General features: G+C 63.0%; 18 protein-coding genes. 13 read left to right on the top strand and 5 right to left on the bottom strand.

What is annotated here, in order from left to right; all coding sequences use genetic code 11:
* The first annotated feature begins 3 nt into the window (after positions 1-3).
* The 10 genes from H0W47_RS11210 to H0W47_RS11170 all read left to right on the top strand — a co-directional run bounded on the left by H0W47_RS11210 (position 4) and on the right by H0W47_RS11170 (position 10872).
* Positions 4-786: a type IV pili methyl-accepting chemotaxis transducer N-terminal domain-containing protein gene (locus H0W47_RS11210; RefSeq protein ID WP_296924303.1), complete on the top strand. Its 783-nt coding sequence runs from the start codon at positions 4-6 to the stop codon at positions 784-786.
* 12 nt (positions 787-798) lie between these two features.
* Complete coding sequence (nirD, locus tag H0W47_RS11205) at positions 799-1221, top strand: nitrite reductase small subunit NirD (protein WP_296924301.1); 423 nt, start codon at positions 799-801, stop codon at positions 1219-1221.
* On the top strand, positions 1221-1346 hold the full coding sequence (locus H0W47_RS18640) for a hypothetical protein (protein ID WP_367265279.1): 126 nt from the start codon (positions 1221-1223) through the stop codon (positions 1344-1346). The genes nirD and H0W47_RS18640 overlap by 1 nt, the downstream gene beginning before the upstream one ends.
* Entirely contained in the window at positions 1339-4245 is a 2907-nt protein-coding gene (locus tag H0W47_RS11200) for a nitrate reductase (protein ID WP_296924300.1), read from the top strand. The genes H0W47_RS18640 and H0W47_RS11200 overlap by 8 nt, the downstream gene beginning before the upstream one ends.
* A 65-nt stretch (positions 4246-4310) precedes the next feature.
* On the top strand, positions 4311-5216 hold the full coding sequence (gene ybiB, locus H0W47_RS11195) for a DNA-binding protein YbiB (protein ID WP_296924298.1): 906 nt from the start codon (positions 4311-4313) through the stop codon (positions 5214-5216).
* The gene (cobA, locus tag H0W47_RS11190; RefSeq protein WP_296924296.1) at positions 5213-6004 is read left to right on the top strand and encodes a uroporphyrinogen-III C-methyltransferase; all 792 of its coding nucleotides are present in this window, start codon (positions 5213-5215) and stop codon (positions 6002-6004) included. Before ybiB ends, cobA begins: the two co-directional genes overlap by 4 nt.
* A 187-nt stretch (positions 6005-6191) precedes the next feature.
* A complete protein-coding gene (locus tag H0W47_RS11185; RefSeq protein WP_296924294.1) occupies positions 6192-8654 on the top strand; it encodes a PAS domain-containing protein in 2463 nt (820 codons plus the stop codon).
* A gap of 15 nt (positions 8655-8669) precedes the next feature.
* Complete coding sequence (locus H0W47_RS11180) at positions 8670-9911, top strand: NAD(P)/FAD-dependent oxidoreductase (protein ID WP_296924292.1); 1242 nt, start codon at positions 8670-8672, stop codon at positions 9909-9911.
* A gap of 209 nt (positions 9912-10120) precedes the next feature.
* Positions 10121-10333, top strand: a complete 213-nt coding sequence (gene rpsU / locus H0W47_RS11175; protein WP_007872347.1) for a 30S ribosomal protein S21 — start codon at positions 10121-10123, stop codon at positions 10331-10333.
* A gap of 92 nt (positions 10334-10425) precedes the next feature.
* Positions 10426-10872, top strand: coding sequence for a GatB/YqeY domain-containing protein (locus H0W47_RS11170; RefSeq protein ID WP_296924290.1), 447 nt, complete (start codon positions 10426-10428; stop codon positions 10870-10872).
* A gap of 126 nt (positions 10873-10998) precedes the next feature.
* Here H0W47_RS11170 and pmbA read toward each other — a convergent pair whose 3' ends face one another.
* Positions 10999-12390: a metalloprotease PmbA gene (gene pmbA / locus H0W47_RS11165; RefSeq protein ID WP_296924288.1), complete on the bottom strand. Its 1392-nt coding sequence runs from the start codon at positions 12388-12390 to the stop codon at positions 10999-11001.
* A gap of 25 nt (positions 12391-12415) precedes the next feature.
* Between pmbA and yjgA the strand changes: the two genes are divergently transcribed.
* The 3 genes from yjgA (at position 12416) to H0W47_RS11150 (ending at position 15249) form a co-directional block, all read left to right on the top strand.
* Positions 12416-13003, top strand: a complete 588-nt coding sequence (gene yjgA / locus H0W47_RS11160) for a ribosome biogenesis factor YjgA (RefSeq protein ID WP_296924286.1) — start codon at positions 12416-12418, stop codon at positions 13001-13003.
* Positions 13000-13596 carry a molybdopterin adenylyltransferase gene (gene mog, locus H0W47_RS11155; RefSeq protein WP_296924284.1) on the top strand — a complete coding sequence of 199 codons (597 nt, stop codon included), beginning with the start codon at positions 13000-13002 and terminating at the stop codon, positions 13594-13596. The genes yjgA and mog overlap by 4 nt, the downstream gene beginning before the upstream one ends.
* Before the next feature lie 570 nt (positions 13597-14166).
* Positions 14167-15249: an N-acetyltransferase gene (locus H0W47_RS11150; protein WP_296924282.1), complete on the top strand. Its 1083-nt coding sequence runs from the start codon at positions 14167-14169 to the stop codon at positions 15247-15249.
* Positions 15250-15255: 6 nt separating this feature from the next.
* Here the strand turns inward: H0W47_RS11150 and parC are convergent, their stop codons facing one another.
* The 4 genes from parC to H0W47_RS11130 all read right to left on the bottom strand — a co-directional run.
* Positions 15256-17613 carry a DNA topoisomerase IV subunit A gene (parC, locus tag H0W47_RS11145; protein ID WP_296924280.1) on the bottom strand — a complete coding sequence of 786 codons (2358 nt, stop codon included), beginning with the start codon at positions 17611-17613 and terminating at the stop codon, positions 15256-15258.
* 63 nt (positions 17614-17676) lie between these two features.
* A complete protein-coding gene (locus tag H0W47_RS11140; RefSeq protein WP_296924277.1) occupies positions 17677-18873 on the bottom strand; it encodes a GGDEF domain-containing protein in 1197 nt (398 codons plus the stop codon).
* A gap of 6 nt (positions 18874-18879) precedes the next feature.
* The gene (locus H0W47_RS11135) at positions 18880-19695 is read right to left on the bottom strand and encodes a lytic transglycosylase domain-containing protein (protein WP_296924275.1); all 816 of its coding nucleotides are present in this window, start codon (positions 19693-19695) and stop codon (positions 18880-18882) included.
* Positions 19696-19800: 105 nt separating this feature from the next.
* On the bottom strand, positions 19801-21526 hold a 1726-nt coding region (locus H0W47_RS11130; RefSeq protein ID WP_296924273.1), incomplete at its 5' end, for a DNA topoisomerase IV subunit B.

Genomic DNA, 21526 nt, shown 5'->3' with positions numbered 1-21526 from the left:
AAAGTGAAAAGACGGATTTTTATCGCTTCAGCGGCCTTACTCGGCATGACGGCTCACTCGCAAGTGGCCGACATGAACGATGCCATCAACAAAGCGGGGCGCCAGCGCATGCTCTCCCAGCGCATGAGCAAGGCCTACCTCGCCCTGATCCAGAAAGTCGAAACCAGCAGTGCGCAGCAGGTGCTGGACCGCTCGATGTCCACATTCGACCGGCAGCTGGTCGAGCTGAAGGCCTATGCACCCCACGCTGAGATCCGCGATACCTACGCAAAGCTCGAAAACCTCTGGAGCGAGTTCAAGTCAGTGCTGGTGGGCACCGTCCCCGACAAGGAACACGCCCTGAAACTGATGCAACTGGACGCGAAGATTCTCTCGCTGGCTAACCAGGGCACGCGGCAGTACGAGCAAACGGGCGGATCGGCCGTCGTGGGGAAACTCGTCAATATCGCAGGCCGCCAGCGCATGTTGTCGCAGCGCATGGCCAAGCTCTATCTGGCCAACTCACTGCAGATGGACGCCCATGGCAGCATTGCAGAAATTGCAAAATCGCGCGGTGAATTCATAGCAGCACTCGCAGTGCTGCGCAAGGCACCCGAAGCCACTCCCCGGATCAAGGAAGAACTGGCATTGGCCGATAGTCAATGGGTCTTTTTTGACCTGGGCTTGAGCCGCCTGGAAGGCGCACGCAGTTCACCCAAACTGATGTCCGACGTGTTTGTTTCCAGCGAAAACCTGCTGAGTGTCATGGACCGCATCACCGGCCTTTACAGCAACCTTAAAGCATGAAGGGCAATTGCCATGAGTGAATGGAAAGAAATCTGCCTGATGACCGACATCCCGGTGTTGGGCTCGCGCCGGATTGCCCGCGCACGCGGCATTGATGTAGCTGTCTTTCGCAACGCGGAAGACCAGGTCTTCGCGCTGCTCGACCGCTGCCCGCACAAGGGTGGGCCGCTGTCGCAAGGCATTGTGTTCGGCACCAGCGTGGCCTGCCCGCTGCACAACTGGACCATAGGCCTGGCCGACGGGTGTGCTCAAGGGGCCGACGAAGGCTGTACACCGAAGTTTGCGTGCAAAGTGGAGGCCGGCAAAGTCATGCTTGATCCGACTGAACTGGCCACGCTGGCCCTGGACCTTGAAGCGCCGCGTGCGGGACCCTGCGCAACCACCGGCGCGCTGGGCGACCAGACCTTTGAAGTGCAGGCCCCGCACACCGCGTGATGACACGGGAAACGCGTTCTACCTGCCCTTACTGCGGCGTCGGCTGCGAACTCTCGGCTGGAGCCGCAGATCGCTTTGCGATAAATATGGGGCACCGCAGCCGGTTTTCACCCAACCATGACTGAGACACGATCTACCTGCCCTTACTGCGGCGTCGGCTGCGGTGTGATCATTGAGTCGCAGGGCGATGAGATCACGGGTGTGCGCGGAGACCCGACGCATCCGGCCAACTTTGGCCGGTTGTGTACCAAGGGTTCGACCCTGCACCTGACCGCGTCAAGCATCGTCACGCGCCAAACCCGTTTGCTGCACCCGATGCGGCGCGAGCACCGAGGCGAACCCGCGCAAAGGGTCAGTTGGGACAGCGCGCTGGATTTCGCCAGCGAAGGTTTTGCCAACATCATCCGGCAGCATGGTCCGGATTCGGTAGGGTTTTACATCTCGGGCCAGTTGCTGACCGAGGACTATTACGTCTTCAACAAACTCGCCAAGGGCCTGATAGGCACCAACAACGTCGACACCAACTCGCGCCTGTGCATGAGCAGCGCGGTCGCCGGCTACAAGCAGACGCTGGGCGCCGACGCGCCGCCCAGTTGCTACGACGACGTCAACCATGCGCAATGCATCTTCATCGTCGGCAGCAACACCGCCTACGCACACCCGATTCTTTTCCGGCGCATCGAAGACGCCAAGGCCGCCAACCCGGCGATGAAAATCATCTTCTGCGACCCGCGTCGCACCGACACTGCTGGCATTGCCGATCTGTACCTGCCGATCCAGCCCGGCACCGATGTCTCGCTGTTCAACGGCATGCTGCACATCATGCTGTGGGAAGGCTGGACCCAGCCGGCTTACATCGCTGAACACACCAACGGTTTTGATGCCCTGAAAACCACTGTGCGCGACTACACACCAGACCTGGTAGCAGACACCTGCGGCATCAAAAAGGAAGACCTTTTCACAGCGGCCAGGCTGTTTGCAACGTCTGCCGCGACGCTGAGCCTGTATTGCCAGGGTTTGAACCAGTCGAGCAGCGGCACCGCCAAAAACGCAGCACTGATCAACCTGCACCTGGCCACCGCGCAAATCGGCAAACCCGGCGCCGGGCCGTTTTCACTGACCGGCCAACCCAATGCCATGGGCGGGCGCGAGGTGGGCGGCCTGGCGAATCTTCTCAGCGCGCACCGCGACCTTGCCAACCCGCAACACCGCGCCGAAGTCGCCGCGCTGTGGGGCATTCCCTCGGTCCCGGACAAACTTGGCAAGACTGCCGTGGAGATGTTCCAAGCCGCGGCCGATGGCGAGATCAAGGCCTTGTGGATAGCTTGCACCAACCCGGCCCAGTCCATGCCCGATCAGGCCACCGTTCGGCGTGCACTTGAACGCGCCGAGCTTGTCGTGGTGCAGGAGGCGTTTGCGACGACTTCGACCTGCGACTATGCCGACCTGCTGTTGCCCGCCACCACCTGGGGCGAGAAAACCGGCACCGTGACCAACAGCGAGCGGCGCATCAGCCGCGTGCGACCGGCGGTGTCTGCACCCGGCGAAACGCGACACGATTGGTCGATTGCGGTGGCCTTTGCACAGCGGCTGGAAAAGCTTTTGCCTGTGCAGAAAATCAGCACGCTGTTTCCGTGGTCCGTGACCGACGAATCCGCCAGCGTAGAAAACATCTGGAACGAACACCGCGAGTCCACGCGTGGGCGCGACCTCGACATCACTGGCATGAGTTACGCCATGCTTGAATCAGCGCCGCAACAGTGGCCACTGCGCGAAGGCGAAACCACCGGCAAAGTGCGGCTCTATGAAGACGGCATTTTTCCGACCGAGGACGGCAAAGCCCGCTTCGTCAACACCGTCTACAAGCCGGTGGCCGAGCCGCGCGAGTCGCGTTACCCGTTCTCGCTGACCACCGGCCGCCTGCGCGACCAGTGGCACGGCATGAGCCGTACCGGCACGCTGGGTCGGCTGTTCGGCCATGTGGCTGAACCTTCGATCCAGATGAACGCACAGGACATGGCGCGCCGCCTGCTCAAAGACGGCGAGCTGGTGCATGTCACGTCCAAACGCGGCTCCATCGTGGTGCCCCTGCAGGCTTCGCCAGAAGTCGCGGTGAGCCAGGCATTTATGGCCATGCATTGGGGCGACGAGTACCTGAGCGGCCTGTCGAGCAAGGGCGAGCGGCTGGCTGGCGTCAATGCGCTGACCACTTCTGCTTACTGCCCCAGTTCCAAACAGCCTGAACTCAAACATGCGGCGGTAAAAATTCTCAAGGCTGAATTGCCCTGGTCGCTGCTGGCCATGGCCTGGCTGCCTGACGGCCAGGCGCTGGCTGCGCGGGAAAAACTCAAACCGCTGATGGCCAGCTTTGCCTTCTGCAGCTGCGTGCCATTTTCCAACGCGGTGCCGCTGGGGGAGGCAGGCAGCCAGCGCACGGGTGTGCTGTTTCGTGCCGCCGGTTTTGAGGCGCCGCCCCAAGGCATGCTGGAAAAAATCGAATCCATTCTGGGTCTGGACGGTACCGACGCGCTGCGTTACGTGGACAAAAAGAAAGGCCAGCACCGCACGGCACGCCTGGTGCGCAAGGGCAACCAACACGAAGAGGCCGAGCTCACCGGTTTTGTGCTGGCCGGCGATGTCAGCGCGCAGGCCTGGATCAAAAGCCTGCTGCAGGATGAGTTGCCGGCGCAAGCGTACGGCCGCCTGCTGCTGCTGCCCGGCGCCAAGGCACCTGTGGCACTGCAGGCTCGTGGCAAGCCAGTCTGCAGCTGCTTCAGCGTCAGTGACGCTGAGATCAACGCCTGCCTGAGCGACATTACCAACGCGGCAGGCGGCGCGGGGAGGCTCGCCAGCGACGAAGACCGCATGCTGATGCTGCAGGACAAACTCAAATGCGGCACCAACTGCGGATCCTGCGTGCCGGAGATCAAGCGCATCATCCGGGCCAGCACCGAAGGCCGACACCTGCCCTCACCCCCCGCAGGTGTTGAACGCGCGGTGATTCCGATCAAGGTCATCGCCTAACACCATCCGGAACGGTCGGCTTAAGCTTATAACGGCAGGTTATCTGCCTTCACTGACAATCACGCATGTCCATCGCTCAATACATCAAGGTCATAGGCCGCGGCAAAGACGGCGCCAGGCCGATCACGCGTGCGCAGGCCTGCGACCTGTTTGGCCAGGTGCTGGACGGCACGGTGACCGACCTGGAGATCGGTGGTTTCTGCCTGGCCATGCGCATCAAGGGCGAAACGCCAGAAGAAATGGCCGGCTTCCTGGACGCCACCTACGAGCGCATGCAGCGTTTTCCGGCCGGTGACCGCCCCACCGTCGTACTGCCCAGCTACAACGGCGCACGCAAACTGCCGGTGCTGACACCGCTGCTGGCGCTGCTGCTGGCGCGGGAAGGTCTGGCGGTGCTGGTGCACGGCACCGCCACCGAATCTGGCCGGATATTTACGTCAAATGTGCTTGCAGCCCTCGATATACCTGCGTTGACAGCTATAACATCAATAGCAAATGGTGAAGTGGTTTTTGCACCGACCGAACTTCTGTGCCCCGGCCTCAAACGCCTGCTGGACGTACGGCGCGCTGTCGGTCTGCGCAACCCGGCGCACAGCCTGGTCAAGATCATGAACCCTTGCATGGGCAAGGCTCTGGTGGTCAGCAGTTACACACACCCCGAATACGCGATCTCCATGGGCCAGACCTTCGAGCTGATCGAAGCCAATGCCATGCTGCTACGCGGCACCGAAGGTGAGGTGGTGGCCGATGCACGCCGCACGCCGCAGATGGAGGCCTTCCTCAAAGGCCGGCGTACGCTGCTGCAGGAGTTTCAGCCCGGCACACTGGCCAGCGTCCCAGATCTGCCTGCAGAGATTGACAGCGACAGCACCGCCGCCTATATCCGCGCAGTGATGTCGGGCACACACGCCGTGCCGGCATCGATAACAAGGCAGGTGGAACATATCTTGCAACTGACTTCACAACTATGACCAGCCGCCATTCCCCTCTGACGACCTCCGGCCGATGCACCCTGGTCGGGGCGGGCCCGGGTGATCCGGAGCTGCTCACACTCAAGGCGATCAAAGCCATCCAGGCCGCCACGTTGCTGCTGGTCGATGACCTGGTCAGCGACGAGATCGTGGCCTACGCGCGGGCCGATGCACGCATCGTGCATGTGGGCAAGCGCGGCGGATGCAAATCCACGCCGCAGGAGTTTATTGAAAAGCTCATGATCATGGCCGTGCGCGAAGGCGAAAACGTCGTTCGCCTCAAGGGCGGCGACCCCTTCATCTTCGGGCGCGGCGGAGAAGAGGTCGAGCACCTGCGGGCTGCCAACATTGATGTGCAGGTCATCAACGGCATCACCGCCGGACTGGCAGCAGTGACCTCACTGGGCGTGCCGCTCACACATCGCCAGCATGCCCATGGCGTGGTGTTTGTGACCGGCCACGCCAAACCGGGCGACCAAGGCACAGACTGGCGCGCCCTGGCCGACACCGCGCACAAGGCCAAACTCACGCTGGTGATCTACATGGGCGTCAGCGGCGCCGGGCGCATCCAGAACGAATTGCTGACCGGCCTGCCCGCCAGCACACCGGTGGCCGTGATCCAGAACGCCACGCTGGCGACGCAGCGCCACATCACCACCACGCTGGGCCAACTGACCGACGCGATCAGCGCGTCCGGCATGGCCAGCCCGTCGATCATCGTCGTCGGCGACGTGGTCAGCGGCGTGGCGGCGGCCCAGGAGCTGCCGGCGCAATTTCGCGCAGCCTGATCCGTCCGGGCATGGTGCGCCACAGACGGCGACACCCAAGGCCGATGCGAAAATCCCGATTTGTTCAGCATCCATCCGGTGATCGTCCAGCAGCACGGCGCGAATTCCTTCTGTATTCGAATGGGGTGGGCTATCGTGATACAAACGCTGCAGGGCTTTACACGATGCAGGCAGCAATGGGGGAAATATGCTGGGGTCTCACTCACAGGCAGCCGCCGACGCGGCGCACAACACAGCTGGCAGCAATGACCTGCGCTTTTTAAGCGGCGGCGGCGAGATCGGGCGGATCCTGCGCAGCGGCAGCGGCCTGCCGGCGTCCATGCAGACGCCCGCGTCCTGGCCTGACAGCATCAAGACGCTGGTCGCCGTCATCCTCTGCGCCAAACAGCCGCCGATGTACGTGGCCTGGGGTAATGGTCGAAACCAGGTCTACAACGACGCCTTCATCCCCATCCTGCGCCAAAAGCACCCTTCTGCTCTTGGCCAGCCGCTGTTTGACGTGTGGCACGAGGCCGCCGACGAGCTGCTGCCGCTGGTTGACAAGGCCTACGGCGGCGAGCCCACGCAGAGCGGCAAGATGGAGATTCTTGCCGAGCGGGGCGGCCGCCTTGAGCCAGCCTGGTTCTCGTTTTTCCATGCACCGGTGCTTGATGCGAACGGCGATGTCATCGGCATCTTCTGCGCCTGCAACGAGATCACAGAGCAGCACCTGGCTCAGCAAGCCGCCGCAGCCACCAGCCAACGCTACAAAGATGTGATTGAAGTCATGAGCGAAGGCTTTCTGCTTTTAGACGAGCAGTACCGGGTACTTGAGATGAACGCTGAGGGGCTGCGCGTGAGTCAAAGAGAGCTGGGACAGCTGGTGGGACGCAGCCTCTGGGAGCTATGGCCTGGCTCGCTGGGCTCACCGCTCGAGGCGGCCCACCGCGAGGCGATGCTAGAGCGCCGGCCGGTTTCAGTGCGGCATCACTACACCGCCGAAGGCTATGACAACTGGGTGGATCTGCGTATCTACCCGGTGCCAGAAGGCGGAGTGGCCGTCTTTTTTCGCGACATCAACGAGCCCATTCGTGCGGAGGCTCAGCTGCGCGCCAGCGAGGCGCGTTTTCGCGCGGCCGTCACCGCGATAGGCGTCATGTGGACCAAGAACGCCGATGGCGAGATGGTGGGCGAGCAACCAGGTTGGAGCCAGATAACCGGGCAAAGCGCCGCCCAGTACCAAGGTTACGGCTGGACCCATGCGGTGCATCCCGACGATGTGCAGTCCACGGTAGAAGCCTGGCAGCGATCGGTGAAGTCCCAGTCCTTGTTCCAGCATGAGCACCGCGTGCGGGTTCAATCGGGGCAATGGCGCTTGTTCAGCATCCGGGCCGTGCCGGTATTTGATGCCGACCAGCAAATCACTGAATGGGTGGGCGTACACATCGACATCACGGAGGCAAGGCGTACCGAACAAGAGTTGCGCGAGGCAGATCAGCGCAAGGACGAGTTTCTGGCCACACTGGCCCATGAGCTGCGCAATCCGCTCGCGCCCATACGCACCGCCGCCCGGGTGCTGTCGCAGCCCGATGTGAACGCGGCGAGTGTGCGGACCTGTGCCGACATACTGGCCCGGCAAGCCGGCCACATGGCCCTGCTGCTGGACGACCTGCTGGACATTTCCCGCATCACCAGCGGCCGGCTGGAACTCAAAAAAGCCGTCGTTACCGTCAGGGCCATTGTTGAAGCCGCCGTCGAAGCGGCGCGCCCCGGCATTGTCGCGCGCGGGCATCACCTGACCGTCAGCCTGCCCGACGAGGTGATAGAGCTTGACGCCGATTCGCTCCGCTTGTCGCAGGTGCTGACCAACCTGCTCAACAACTCAGCCAAATATACCGACCCGGGAGGACAGATCACGCTGGCCGCCAAGGCAACCCCGGACGGGCTGCAACTGGCCGTCAGCGACAACGGCATCGGTCTCGCGCCGGACAACCTGGCGGGCATTTTTGCAATGTTTTCACAGGTCAGCTCAGCGATAGACCGCTCCGAGGGCGGGCTGGGCATCGGCCTTTCGCTGGCGCGCGGACTCGTCGAGCTGCATGGCGGCAGGCTGGAGGCGCAGAGCCGGGGACTGGGCCACGGCACCACCATGACGGTGCATTTGCCGGACTCGCTGCGCGTCAACCGGCACAGCGGCGAAGATTCGCCCGCACGCGGCCAACTGGACGGCAAGCCGCTGGAGACAGGGCTTTCGATTCTGGTGGTCGATGACAACCGCGACGCCGCCGACACGCTGGCCATGCTACTGGGCATGGAAGGCCACCGCACGGCGACGGCCTACAACGGTGCGTCCGCCTTGGCGCTGGCAAGCCAGCAAACTTTTGACGCATGCATTCTGGACATCGGCATGCCCGGCATGAACGGCTACGAGCTTGCTGGCCATCTCCGCGCCACGGCTGCAGGCGCGCAGCTGCTGCTGGTCGCCTTGACCGGTTGGGGCAAGGAAAGCGACCAGAAAAACGCGATGGCGGCCGGTTTTGACCGACACATGAGCAAGCCAGTCAATCCCGATCTGCTTATCGAAGGCCTGAACGACTGGGTTGCCAACAAACGCGCACACGCCACAACGCCCGACGCGGGTTTTTCCGCCTCTGCGTTTTCCAAGTTATAGGCGCACAGCGCAGCCATGCATGCTTTCGATGCTGTGGTGGTGGGCGCTGGCGCCGCCGGGCTGTTTTGTGCGGGCGTTGCGGGCCAGCTCGGACTGAAGGTTTTGCTGATCGACCACAGCGAAAAAGTCGCTGAAAAAATCCGCATCTCAGGGGGCGGCCGCTGCAACTTCACCAACCGCTACGCAACGCCTGCAAATTTTCTGAGCGACAACCCGCATTTTTGCCGCTCTGCCCTGTCGCGTTACACGCCGCAAGACTTTCTTGGCCTGCTGCAAAAGCACGGTGTGCCGTTTCATGAAAAGCACAAGGGCCAGCTGTTTTGCGACCGATCGGCCGAAGACGTGATCCAGCTGCTGCTGGCCGAATGCGATGGTGGCGGTGTCACTCGCTGGCAGCCATGCAGCATCAAAAGCATTGTTAGCCCTGAGCAGACGGGCACCAGCAGCTATAAAATCGAGAGCAACCGCGGCACCATCGAAGCAGCGCAGGTCGTCATTGCCACGGGCGGCCTGTCGATTCCCAAAATTGGCGCGACCGACTTCGGCTACCGCATCGCCAAACAATTCGGCCTGCGCCTGGTGGAACCCCGCGCCGGGCTGGTGCCGCTTACTTTTGACGGCGAAGCCTGGGCGCCCTACGCGCAACTGTCGGGGCTGGCGCTGCCGGTGCTGATCGAAACCGGGGCAGCGGACGACTCACCCAAACAGCGCAAGAAAGCCACGGTTTTCGCCGAAGACCTGCTGTTCACTCACCGCGGCCTGAGCGGGCCGGCTGTACTGCAGATTTCAAGCTTTTGGCGCGAAGGCCAGCCGGTACGCATCAACCTCGCGCCCAGTGTCGATCTTTCAGCCTTGCTGCTGCGCGCCAAGGCCAACTCGAAAAAGCTGATTGCCAACGAACTGGCCACCTTGGTACCCAGCCGCCTGGCCGACGCTTGGGCCAGCCGCGACCCGGCCTGGCAAAAACCCGTCAGCGAAGCCACCGACAAGGCCCTGACTGCCCTGGCAGACCGGCTGGCTGACTGGCAACTGACACCGACCGGCACCGAAGGCTACAAAAAAGCCGAGGTGACGCTCGGCGGGGTCGACACCCGCGACCTGTCGTCCCAGACCATGGAGTCCAGGCAGCCCGGGCTGTATTTCATCGGGGAGGTGGTGGACGTCACCGGCTGGCTCGGCGGTTACAACTTCCAGTGGGCCTGGGCATCAGCCCACGCCTGCGCAAAAGCACTGGCAGCAAAAACAACCAACGCCTGACCCCGATCCCGCCCCCGTTTTGTCAAGCAGGGGCCGCGGGACCGGCTTTGCCGGCCCGCAGGCGCATCGGCCCCCTCGGGGGGGCAGGGAGTTACACGAAGTGAACGACCGTGGGCCTAGTATATAATCTCAGGCTTTGCTAGCAAACCCGCGCCCGGCCTGATCCTGATCAGATCAACAAAGGCGTACCCTTTTGGATCAACCCATCAATGACGACCATTCGTGTAAAAGACAATGAGCCCTTCGACGTGGCTCTGCGCCGTTTCAAGCGCACCATCGAAAAACTTGGCCTGCTGACCGACCTTCGCGCTAGAGAGTTCTACGAAAAGCCCACCGCCGAGCGCAAGCGCAAAAAGGCTGCCGCCGTCAAGCGCAACTACAAGCGTATCCGCTCGATGCAACTGCCTAAAAAGCTGTACTAAAAGTACACGCCTCACGGCAAACCAAAAGCCCGCACGAGGACGCTCTGCGGGCTTTTGTATTTTTTGACTTTCAACTTTCAGACAGAGACCCCATGTCCCTCAAAGACCAGATCACCGAAGACATGAAAACCGCCATGCGCGCCAAGGACAGCGAGCGCCTGGGCACCATCCGTCTGCTGCTGGCCGCACTCAAGCAAAAAGAAGTCGATGAACGCGTGGTGCTGGACGATGCTGCGGTGGTCGCCATCGTCGACAAGCTGATCAAACAGCGCAAAGACTCCATTGAGGCGTTCGAGAAAGCCGAGCGAAAAGACCTGGCCGACAAGGAAGCGGCGGAGCTGGTGGTGCTGCAGGCCTACCTGCCGGCCCGCCTGAGCGCCGAAGAGGTTATGGCAGCCGTCAAAGCCATCGTGGCGGAACTAGGTGCCAGCGGCCCCGGCGACATGGGCAAGGTCATGGGCGCAGTCAAAGCCAAACTCGCCGGTAAGGCCGACATGGGCCAGGTGTCCGCCGCCGTCAAGGCAGCGTTGGCCGGTTAAAGGCCCCCACGGTCACTCACTTCGTGTAGCTCCTTGCCCCCCGAGGGGGCCGCTGCGCCTGCGGCCCCTGCTTGACATAAGATGCCCTCATGGTCGCGCCGCGCGCAGCGAGCGAACGTGGGGGCCTTAGCTTCCAGCAACCTTCATCCGGTTGATCAGGATGGACCCCACACTTTTGGCGCCGTAGTTGTAGACATCGGCGCCCACGGCCTGGATGCCCATCAGCATGTCCTTCAGGTTGCCGGCAATCGTGATCTCTTCGACCGGAAAGGCAATCTGCCCTTTCTCGACCCAGAAGCCCGAGGCACCGCGCGAATAGTCACCGGTCACGTAGTTCACGCCCTGCCCCATCAGTTCGGTCACGAACAGGCCGGTGCCCAGTTTTTTCAGCATCGCATCGAGGTCGTCGTCGGCTTTCGTCTTGCGGCTGCTCATCACCAGGTTGTGCGAGCCGCCAGCGTTGCCGGTGGTGCGCATGCCGAGCTTGCGCGCCGAGTAGGTGCTCAAAAAGTAGCCGCGCACGATGCCGCCATCCACCACCGTGCGAGCGCGGGTCTTGACGCCTTCTTCATCGAAGGGCGAGCTGCCCTTTCCTTTTTTGATGAACGGGTCTTCGCTGATGTCGATGTGCGCCGGAAACGCCGGTTTGCCCAGGCTGTTCAGCAAAAACGTGCTCTTGCGGTACAACGCACCGCCGCTGATGGCCTGCACAAAGCCGCCCAACAGGCCAGCAGCCAGCGGCGATTCGAACAGCACAGGGCACTGTGTGGTCTTGATCTTGCGGCTCTTCAGACGAGACAGCGCGCGTTCTGCCGCATAACGGCCCACCGCCTGCGCGCTGGCCAGTTCGCTCGCGTCGCGCATGGAGCTGTACCACGCATCGCGCTGCATCTGGCTGCCCTTGCCGGCAATCGCCGCGGCCGAGATGCTATGACGCGAACTCGCATACCCGCCGCGAAAGCCGCGCGTATGGGCGCTGAAAAAATGGCTTTGCTGGGCCGACACGCCCGCGCCTTCGCTGTTCGTGATCAGCTTGCTGGTATCGAAGACCGCCGCTTCGCATTCGAGGGCCAGCGCAGCAGCGCCCGCCGAGTCTATGGCCCAGGGGTGGAACAAATCAAGCTCGGGATGCACGCGCGCGATGTCGCGGGCGGCCGGCAGGCCGGAGGTCTTGTCTTCGGCGGTAAACCGCGCAATATCGTAGGCGGCCTGCACCGTCTGCTGGATCGCAGCTTTCGAAAAATCGCTGGTGGCGGCATTGCCGCGTTTTTGCCCCACATACACCGTGATGCCCAGCGACTTGTCGCGGTTGCGCTCGACGTTTTCCAGTTCACCCTTGCGTACGCTGACACTCAGACCGCAGCCTTCAGAGGCTTCCGCAGCGGCATCGGTCGCGCCTATCTTTTTGGCATGGGCCAAAGCGCTGTCCACCAGGTCTTCGAAGAATTCGCGGTGGTAACTGAAGCCCGATTCGGGAGGCGAAGCGGAAGATGTTGTCTTGGGGGTCTTTGGGGTCATATGGGTAGCTATGATACTGACTGCCATGAACAACAAGACTCCCAAGGCCATCAAAGGCTACTGGTCCAACGGACGCTTCGTGAAACCCGAAGAAATTGCGCTGGAAGAAGTCGGCCCGCCGAGTAAAACCCAGCTCAAGGCCGAGGCCGATGAAAAACAGGCGCTCGGTGAAGCGCTGCTGACCCTGCGCGCCGATCTGATGGCCAGGCTGGACCTGCCCGAAAAACTGCTGGATGCCATCAAGGACGCCAAACGCATCACCAACTTCGAAGGCCGGCGCCGCCAGATGCAGTTCATCGGCAAGCTGATGCGCCCGCTGGACACCGAACCGATACGCGCCGCCATCGACGAACAGGCCAATGGCTCGGCCGACCTGACACTGGCCCTGCACCTGGCCGAGCAGTGGCGCGACAAGCTGATTGCTTCCGACGACGCGCTCAGCGACTGGCTCACCGAGCACCCGGACACCGACTCGCAGCAGCTGCGCGCACTGATCCGCCAGGCCCGCAAGGACGCTAAGCCCGAAAAACCGGGCGAGGCGCCGCGCCATGGCAAGTCCTACCGCGAAATTTTCCAGCTGGTGCGTGAAACGCTGGCGCAGGAGGACGCGTGAGCGCCAACTACGACGCGGTGACGGTCGGCATCATCTCTATCAGCGACCGGGCCTCCAGCGGCGTGTATGAAGACAAGGGCCTGCCTGCGCTCAAGGAATGGCTGGGCCGCGCGCTGCGCAACCCCATCAGGTTTCAAGAACGCCTGATCCCCGACGAAAAAGAGCAGATTAGTGCGACGCTGATCGAGCTGGTCGATGCCGGCTGCTCGCTGGTGCTGACCACCGGCGGCACAGGCCCGGCGCTGCGCGACGTGACGCCCGAGGCCACGCTGTCGGTGGCCCACAAGGAAATGCCGGGTTTTGGCGAACAGATGCGGCAAATCAGCCTGAAGTTTGTGCCGACAGCCATCCTGTCGCGCCAGGTGGCAGTCATCCGCGACCAGGCCCTGATCATGAACCTGCCGGGCCAGCCCAAGGCGATTGCCGAAACGCTGGAAGGCCTGAAAGATGCCGACGGGTCACAAGCGGTCGCCGGCATTTTTGCGGCCGTGCCTTACTGCATCGACTTGATCGGTGGGCCTTATCTGGAAACCGACGAGGCGGTGTGCAAGGCGTTCAGGCCGAAGTCGGCGCTGCGGCCGCCGGCCGTCTGATTCAGCATCAAATTGGGCTCCAGCCCACGGTTGGAAAGCGCCGCCAGCTATCGATTCGATAGCATTATCTGCATCACGCTGCGCCTGCGGTTCTTTCAGGGCAGTAGTTTCCACTCCCCACTCCCACTGCCACCCCTAACCCCTCCCTCGCCCCGCTGGGCGATGGCGGGGGACTTCATTCGGCCACGTGCGCTGCGCTCGCGTGCCCGCATTACCGTTCGTTGGGATTCCAGTGCAGGAAGCGCTTTGCGCTTCCTGCACTCCGGACTTTGTCTCCGGTATTGATTTTAGCCTCCACCTTCTGTATGCGTCGAGGAGTGCAGGGCCCTCCCTGAAAAGACTTGAGGCGCAAAAAGAAACCTGCAGTAAGATTCGCATCTGCCTTAACCAACATCCGGAGGTGCCCATGGAAAGCGACATTCAAAACCCGCCCCTCGCACTCATCCGGCTTGTTGCGTCATCCACGGCCCCGTAGCCACCGGCAAAACGCCGACCCCAAGCCGCATTGAGTTCCGACCGCCGGCGCGCAAGCGCTGGCGCGTCCTTGTGTTCTCGTTCATCAAGGCTTTCATGTTTCATACCTCCAGGATGCCGGCCGGCATCCAGATACAACTTTTCGATCCGCAGACGGCTTCGCGCCGCGAATGGGCGCAATTGCACGCTTACCGGCGCGCCCGCCATCACGAAGACCAACCGGGCGAGCCCTTGACGCCCGAAGCCGACTTCGAGCATGAACTGATGCAGCGGCATCCGCTGTTCGAAGCGCGCCGCCTCATGGCCATACGCGATGGCGGCTACGTCGGTAACCTGCTGCTGGGGTTTCGCCGCGACGGGTCCCCCGGTTGCGAAGACCACGCAGCATTCGTCGACGCCGGCGGAGGCGTGCTGGGCGGTCTGCGGCGCCAGGGCATAGGCACCGCGTTGCTGGCCGCGCTGCATACCTTCATGCAGGGCAGCGGCCGGACGGTGGCGACATTGAAGGTTCACAGACCGGAGGGGCATGCATTCATGTCCGCCATCGGTGCCCGGGAGAAATACCGCAGTGTCGAAAATCGTCTTGCACTGGAGGGACTGCAATGGAGTGAACTGGCCCAATGGCAGGCTCACGCCACCGCACCCTCGAATGGGCTGCACTGGGAGACGCATGCGGGGCGGGTGCCCTTCGAGCGCCTCGGACAGCTGATGGAGCCGCTCTCCGTGCTGATCAACGAACAACCGCTGGGCTCACTGGAAATCCCCCGGATTCGCTACGAGCTGCAGGGTTATGAAAGCTGGTACGCGGCGATGGACCGGCGCGGAGGCGACCATTTCCTCGTCATGCTGCTGCACGGCAAGGACCTGGCAGCGGTCTGCGATGCAAGCTGGGACGCGCGCTTTGCGGACCGCGTCTACCAGCAGTTGACCGCTGTGGCCAGCCCCTGGCGCGGCAAGGGGCTGGCCAAGGGCGTCAAGGCGGCCATGTTCGATCTGGTTCGCAAGTGGCATCCGGAGGTACGCACAGTCATCACCAACAACGCCAATACCAACGCCGCCATGCTGTCGATCAACCGACGCCTCGGTTTTGCGGCGCACCGGCAGGACGCGACCTGGCAAGTCAGCGTTGATGCCCTGGGGCGCTGGCTGTCGGCAAGCCGGCACGGCGCCGGCGACTGAAAGGCCTTACTCCACCCGCGAAACCGCAGCAGGTTTAAACCCCAGATCCGCCGCCTTGCCCTTGCGCGCCCGCGCACCACGCGCATTGTTCAGGCTGCGGATCTCCAGCGTTTCCTCGCGCACCTTTCCGCCGCGGCCGATGCCTTCGATCTTCACGCTGCGGGTGTAGGCCGCCGCGCCGGCCAGCGTGTCTTTGGCATCCAGGTCGATCAGCACCAGACCGCGGCCGCCGGCCGACTGGGTCTTGAGTTCGCTGATCTCGAAGGTCAGGAAGCGGCCGCCGGTGGATGCGCAGGCCACATGCGTGGCCGGGTTCAGCGGCGCGGCACCGCTGCTACCCGACACGTGGGAAGGTTTGCAAATCGTCTCGCCCTCGGCGCAGCTGATGAAGGCCTTGCCGCCCTTGAGCCGCGTTGTCATGTTTTCGAGCGTCGCCAGGAAGCCGTAGCCGCCGCTGCCGCTGAGCAACAGCGTCGCGCTGGCCGGCCCGGCGAAATAATGCGCCGGATGGGTGCCGCTCTCCAGGTCGATCAAAGTGGTCACCGGCTGGCCGTCGCCGCGCGCGCCCGGCAGCATGGCGACCGGGATCGAATAAACCCGTCCCGTGCCTTTGGCCGCGGTGCCGAAGACCAGCAGCGTATCCACCGTGCGGCATTCAAAGGTGCCATACAGGCCGTCCCCCGCCTTGAAGGCAAAACTGGCGGCATCGTGGCCATGGCCGCTGCGCGCGCGCACCCAGCCCTTGGCACTGACGACCACGGTGACCGGTTCGTCCAGCACCTTGACTTCGAGCACGGCTTTTTTCTCGGCCTGGATCAAGGTGCGGCGCAGGTCGGCAAACTGCTTCGCATCGGCCTCGATCTCCTTGATCATCAGGCGGCGCAGTGCCGCCGGGCTGCCAAGGATTTCTTCGAGCCTGCCCTGCTCTTCGCGTAAATTCTTGAGCTCCTGCTCGATCTTGATGGCCTCGAGCCGCGCGAGCTGGCGCAAGCGGATTTCAAGAATATCTTCGGCCTGCCGGTCGCTGAGATTAAAACGCGCGATCAGCGCGGCTTTCGGCTCCTCGGCCTGGCGGATGATGGCGATCACCTCGTCGATGTTGAGCAGCACCAGCTGCCGGCCTTCGAGGATGTGGATGCGGTCCAGCACCTTGTCCAAGCGGTGCTGCGAGCGCCGCTGGATGGTGCTCTGCCGGAAGCTGATCCACTCGGTAAACATCTGCCGCAAGTTTTTCTGCGTGGGCCGGCCATCGAGCCCGACCATGGTCAGATTGATGCTGGACGAGCTTTCCAGGCTGGTGTGCGCCAGCAAGGTGGTGATCAGCTCGCTCTGGCTGATGCGGCTGGTTTTGGGCTCAAACACCAGGCGCACGGCGGCGTCCTTGCTGGACTCGTCGCGCACCACGTCGAGCACGGCGAGCACGGTCTGCTTGAGCTGCACCTGGTCCAGGCTCAGCGCCTTCTTGCCCGCCTTGATCTTGGGGTTGGTGATCTCTTCAATTTCTTCCAGCACACGCTGGGTGCTGACGCCGGGCGGCAGCTCCTGCACCACCAGTTGCCACTGGCCACGCGCTAGGTCCTCGATCTTCCAGCGTGCCCGCACCTTGAGCGAGCCGCGGCCGGTGCTGTAAGCGGCGGCGATGTCGGCAGCGGTCGAGATGATCTGTCCGCCGCCGGGATAGTCCGGCCCCGGGACTAGCGCATACAGCTCGTCGTCCGGCAGTTTGGGCGTCTTGATCAGTGCGATGCAGGCATCGGCCACTTCACGCAGGTTGTGGCTGGGGATCTCGGTGGCCAGGCCGACAGCGATGCCGCTGGCGCCGTTGAGCAGGGTGAAAGGCAAGCGCGCCGGCAACTGCTTCGGTTCCTCGAAAGACCCGTCGTAGTTGGGCACGAAGTCCACCGTGCCTTCGTCGAGTTCGTCGAGCAGCAGGGTGGTGATTTTGGCCAGCCGCGCCTCGGTGTATCGCATGGCCGCCGCGCCGTCGCCGTCCCGGCTACCGAAGTTGCCCTGACCATCGATCAGCGGGTAACGCTGGCTGAAGTCCTGCGCCATGCGCACCATCGCGTCATACGCTGCCTGGTCGCCGTGCGGGTGGTATTTGCCCAGCACATCCCCGACCACGCGCGCGCTTTTGACCGGCTTGGCGCCGCCAGCGCCAGAAAAGCCCAGGCCCATGCGCGCCATGGCAAACATGATGCGGCGCTGCACCGGCTTCTGGCCGTCGCAGACATCGGGCAGGGCCCGGCCCTTGACAACGCTAAGCGCGTATTCGAGGTAGGCACGTTGCGCATAAGCGGCCAGCGATTCCTGATCGGGCTGTTCGGGGGCGGCTGGCGGCGGGGGGGTAAAAAGATCGTCCATCGGTGTCAGGGGTGTCGCAGGTCAATACATGGGGGAAAAAGTCCCGCCGGCGCGGTCAGTCGGTCAAAAAGTGCTGTTGCCCGAGGTGGTTTGCGGGCGGCGGATCTGCCCGTTCGAAAACAGCAGGATGTTGCGCGAACGGTGCGTATCAGGCCAGGCGCCGAAATGGCCGAGCAGGCCGCGCAACCAGTTCTGCGCCGCTGCCACGTCCGTCAGGGGCGGCACCTTCAGGTTGGTGGCGATGACGCGGAACTGCATCGACACGCCGGGCAGGAAGTCGCTTTCAATGCGCAGGCCGCTGACCAGCAGCCGGGTCGCCAGCGAATCGACCTGTCCGTCGTCTTCCAGGTCTTGGGCCACCACGGCAAACAGCTGTTCGGTGATGCGCGCCGCGGTGTCGCTGTCGCTGATGGCGCGGCGTATGCGGTTGGCAGCTTCCAGAATGAGTTTTTCCTTGGCGTCGACGCCCAGTTCGTTAACCAGCCCGCTGAAGTTGTGGATGGCAATCAGGTAGAGCGCGCCGCCGTATTTCACTTTCTGGGCGCGGTTGATGGCCGGCCGCAGCCGATCGATCAGCACCGCCAGACTGGACAGGCCGGTCAGGGGGTCGGTCACCTTGGCGGCGAGACCGCGCAGCCGGCCTTCGTTGAGCAGACGGCTGCGCCAGACCAGCGCCAGGTAGGTGGGCGGCCCCTGCGCCAGGAGCAGCATCGCCACCGGCCAGTAGTTGGCCCTGGAATCCATGCTGCCCAGCAGGAACAAAACGGCGACCAGCGCACCCGCCACGTGCCCCAGCAGCAACCACCACTTCCAGGGCCCCGAAATACGCCAGGCCGGCAAACACAGCACCAGCCAGGACAGAAGCAGCAAAGTCCCCAGGCCGTAACTGCTCGCCAGCACCGCCATGGGTGAATCATCGACCAGCCGCAGCCCGGCCAGACCCAGCGCGATCAGCAGCGTGGCGGCCATCAAGACCTTGTCGGCAGCGCTAGTCGTGCGTTTTCGCAGCAGCCATATGTGCAGGCCGGCAATGGCGGCCGGCCCCAGGATCAGCAGGACGACTTCAATGTGCTGGACCGGCCAGCGCATCTGGCGCCCGGCCAGCAACACCAGAGTGACCCCCACCAGGTAGCCGCCAAGCGCAAACAGCGTGGGTTCGTCATAGGCATAGGCAACGATCAGGCTCAGCAGCATGACCAGTCCCAGCACGCCGACGGCGATACCCAGGACAAAGGTATCGGGGTTGAAGACCGGACTCACCTGGCCTTAGTCCCGCTCGACCCGGAATTCCGGTGCGACCGGTGTCTGCACTACCAGCGTGGGCTGCTGGTTGCCACGACCCTGAGCGCCACTGGCCGGCTGGCTGCGGGCGCCGCCCATCATTTCCATGCGCACCCGCCCGGTACGGCGCGCGTCGCTCACCATGCTGGGAGGCCTCAGGTGCGCATACAGCTGCATCACGGTCTTGACATAGTTTTTGGTCTCGGGATAGTTCGGAATGCGGTTGCCGGCGCGCTGCACGGCGCCTTCGCCAGCGTTGTAGGCCGCAACCGCCAGTTCCAGCTGCCCCGGGAACATGTCAATCAGGTAGCGCAGATGGCGCGAGCCGGCGCGGATGTTGGTCTTGGGGTCGGTCAGCTTTTTCTCGATCGGCGTCTTGTTGTCGGACCGGACGCCATATTGCTGAGCCGTTGGCGGCATCAGTTGCATCAGGCCAACCGCACCCTTGGGTGACACCGCATGGGTGTTGAAGCCCGACTCGGTGGCAATCAGCGCCTGCAGCAATTCGTAGTCGATGTTCTGCGCCACCGAGGCCTCGCGCAGAAGGTGCTTAACGGCCTTGTAATTGGGCGAAACGTCGAAAAAAGCCAGCAGCTTGGGCGGCGCGCCGCTCGCGCCAGCGTTGTAAGCCGGCAGCCTGCGGTTGCCGCGACTGGTGTCAAAGGTCTCGCCACTGCGGAAAAACAGCTGATAGCGCTCGTCCAGCCGCTCGGCAGAAAAGTGCGCCACGCCGGCATTGTCAACATAACCCCAGACATCGGCGCGGGCCGGCGCGGCCAGCAGCAGCGTCACAACAACCATCAAAAATGATAGCTGCCTACGCCCGACAGATAAGGGCTGAAGCCACCTTTTATGCATCAACATGGCCCTGCCGGTGCCGTCGCATCGTTGTTTTCATGTCTGCCTTTAAATGTCGATTTCCACGGTGTCCCCGTGGAGTTCCATCAACTCGCGCCGCGCGGCGGCCTCACCCTTGCCCATCAATTTGGTCACCAGGGACTCGGTCTGCGCGAAGTCCAGCTTACCCAATTGAACCGGCAACAGCCGCCGGGTATCAGGATTGAGTGTGGTTTCCCACAATTGTTCCGCATTCATTTCGCCCAGACCCTTGAAACGGCTGATCGCCCAGGCGCCTTCACGAACGCCTTCTTTGCGCAACTTGTCGAGAATTGCCAGCAATTCACCCTCATCGAGCGCGTACGCCTTGGATGCGGGCTTCTTGCCACGCGCTGGCGCGTCGACCCGGAACAGCGGCGGCCTGGCAACAAACACATGGCCGGCTTCTATCAGTTTGGGGAAATGCCTGAAAAACAGGGTCAGCAACAACACCTGGATGTGTGAACCGTCCACATCGGCGTCCGACAGAATGCAGACCTTGCCGTATCGCAGGCCGCTGAGGTCGGGCGTATCGTTGGGGCCGTGCGGGTCGACCCCGATAGCGACCGCGATGTCGTGAATTTCGGTGTTGGCAAACAGCCGGTCGCGCTCGACTTCCCAGGTGTTGAGCACCTTGCCGCGCAGCGGCAGGATGGCTTGGCTTTCCTTGTCACGGCCCATCTTGGCGCTGCCGCCGGCCGAGTCGCCCTCGACCAGGAACACCTCGTTGTGTGCCAGGTCGCGGCTTTCGCAGTCGGTCAGCTTGCCGGGCAACACGGCCACGCCAGAGCCCTTGCGCTTTTCAACCTTCTGGCCGGCCTTTTGCCGGCTTTGCGCGGCCTTGATGGCCAGTTCGGCGAGCTTTTTGCCGTAGTCGACATGCTGGTTCAGCCACAGCTCCAGCGTCGGGCGCACAAAGCTGGACACCAGCCGCACCGCGTCACGCGAATTCAGGCGCTCCTTGATCTGGCCCTGGAACTGCGGATCCAGCACCTTGGCCGAGAGCACATAACTGGCGCGCGCAAACACGTCCTCGGGCAAGAGCTTGACGCCCTTGGGCAGCAGTGAATGCAGGTCCACAAAACTCTTGACCGCCTGAAACACGCCGTCGCGCAGGCCGCTTTCATGCGTGCCGCCGGCACTGGTCGGGATCAGGTTGACGTAACTCTCGCGCACCGGCTGACCGTCTTCGGTGAAGGCCAGGCACCACTGGGCGCCCTCGCCTTCGGCAAAACTGTCGTGCGCGGCATCGGCAAAACCTTCGCCTTCAAACAGGGGAATCACCGGATCGGCCGGCAGGGTCTGCATCAAATAGTCACGCAGACCGCCCTTGTAAACCCAGGTCTGCACTTCCTTGGTCTTTTCCACCACCAGCGTCACTGTGACGCCGGGCATCAGCACCGCCTTGCTGCGCAACAAATGGGTCAGTTCGGCCATCGGCAAGGCCGAGGTTTCAAAATATTTGGCATCCGGCCAAGCCCGCACCGTGGTGCCGGACTTGCGGTCGCCGTCGCCTGCCTTGCGCAGGTGCAGCTTCTCGGTGACGTCGCCGGCCTCGAACACCAGCTTGGCCACCATGCCGTCGCGGTACGAGGTGGCTTCCAGCCGTTTAGACAGCGCATTGGTCACGCTGACGCCGACGCCGTGCAGGCCGCCGGAGAAGCTGTAGGCCCCGCCCTTGCCCTTGTCGAACTTGCCGCCGGCGTGCAGGCGGGTGAACACCAGCTCGATCACCGGCGCTTTTTCCTCCGGGTGC

It is taken from the genome of Polaromonas sp., assembly GCF_013817205.1.
Taxonomy (GTDB): Bacteria; Pseudomonadota; Gammaproteobacteria; order Burkholderiales; family Burkholderiaceae_C; genus Polaromonas.
Note: the sequence above shows the minus strand (reverse complement) of the source record. Positions and strands in the feature narration are given on the sequence as shown.

Bases quoted from the DNA above. Each gene is read 5' to 3' on its own strand.
- nirD (WP_296924301.1), top strand. From the start codon at position 799: ATGAGTGAATGGAAAGAAATCTGCCTGATGACCGACATCCCGGTGTTG.
- H0W47_RS18640 (WP_367265279.1), top strand. From the start codon at position 1,221: ATGACACGGGAAACGCGTTCTACCTGCCCTTACTGCGGCGTCGGCTGC.
- H0W47_RS11200 (WP_296924300.1), top strand. From the start codon at position 1,339: ATGACTGAGACACGATCTACCTGCCCTTACTGCGGCGTCGGCTGCGGT.
- ybiB (WP_296924298.1), top strand. From the start codon at position 4,311: ATGTCCATCGCTCAATACATCAAGGTCATAGGCCGCGGCAAAGACGGC.
- cobA (WP_296924296.1), top strand. From the start codon at position 5,213: ATGACCAGCCGCCATTCCCCTCTGACGACCTCCGGCCGATGCACCCTG.
- H0W47_RS11185 (WP_296924294.1), top strand. From the start codon at position 6,192: ATGCTGGGGTCTCACTCACAGGCAGCCGCCGACGCGGCGCACAACACA.
- H0W47_RS11180 (WP_296924292.1), top strand. From the start codon at position 8,670: ATGCATGCTTTCGATGCTGTGGTGGTGGGCGCTGGCGCCGCCGGGCTG.
- rpsU (WP_007872347.1), top strand. From the start codon at position 10,121: ATGACGACCATTCGTGTAAAAGACAATGAGCCCTTCGACGTGGCTCTG.
- H0W47_RS11170 (WP_296924290.1), top strand. From the start codon at position 10,426: ATGTCCCTCAAAGACCAGATCACCGAAGACATGAAAACCGCCATGCGC.
- pmbA (WP_296924288.1), bottom strand. From the start codon at position 12,390: ATGACCCCAAAGACCCCCAAGACAACATCTTCCGCTTCGCCTCCCGAA.
- yjgA (WP_296924286.1), top strand. From the start codon at position 12,416: ATGAACAACAAGACTCCCAAGGCCATCAAAGGCTACTGGTCCAACGGA.
- H0W47_RS11150 (WP_296924282.1), top strand. From the start codon at position 14,167: ATGTTTCATACCTCCAGGATGCCGGCCGGCATCCAGATACAACTTTTC.
- parC (WP_296924280.1), bottom strand. From the start codon at position 17,613: ATGGACGATCTTTTTACCCCCCCGCCGCCAGCCGCCCCCGAACAGCCC.
- H0W47_RS11135 (WP_296924275.1), bottom strand. From the start codon at position 19,695: ATGGTTGTTGTGACGCTGCTGCTGGCCGCGCCGGCCCGCGCCGATGTC.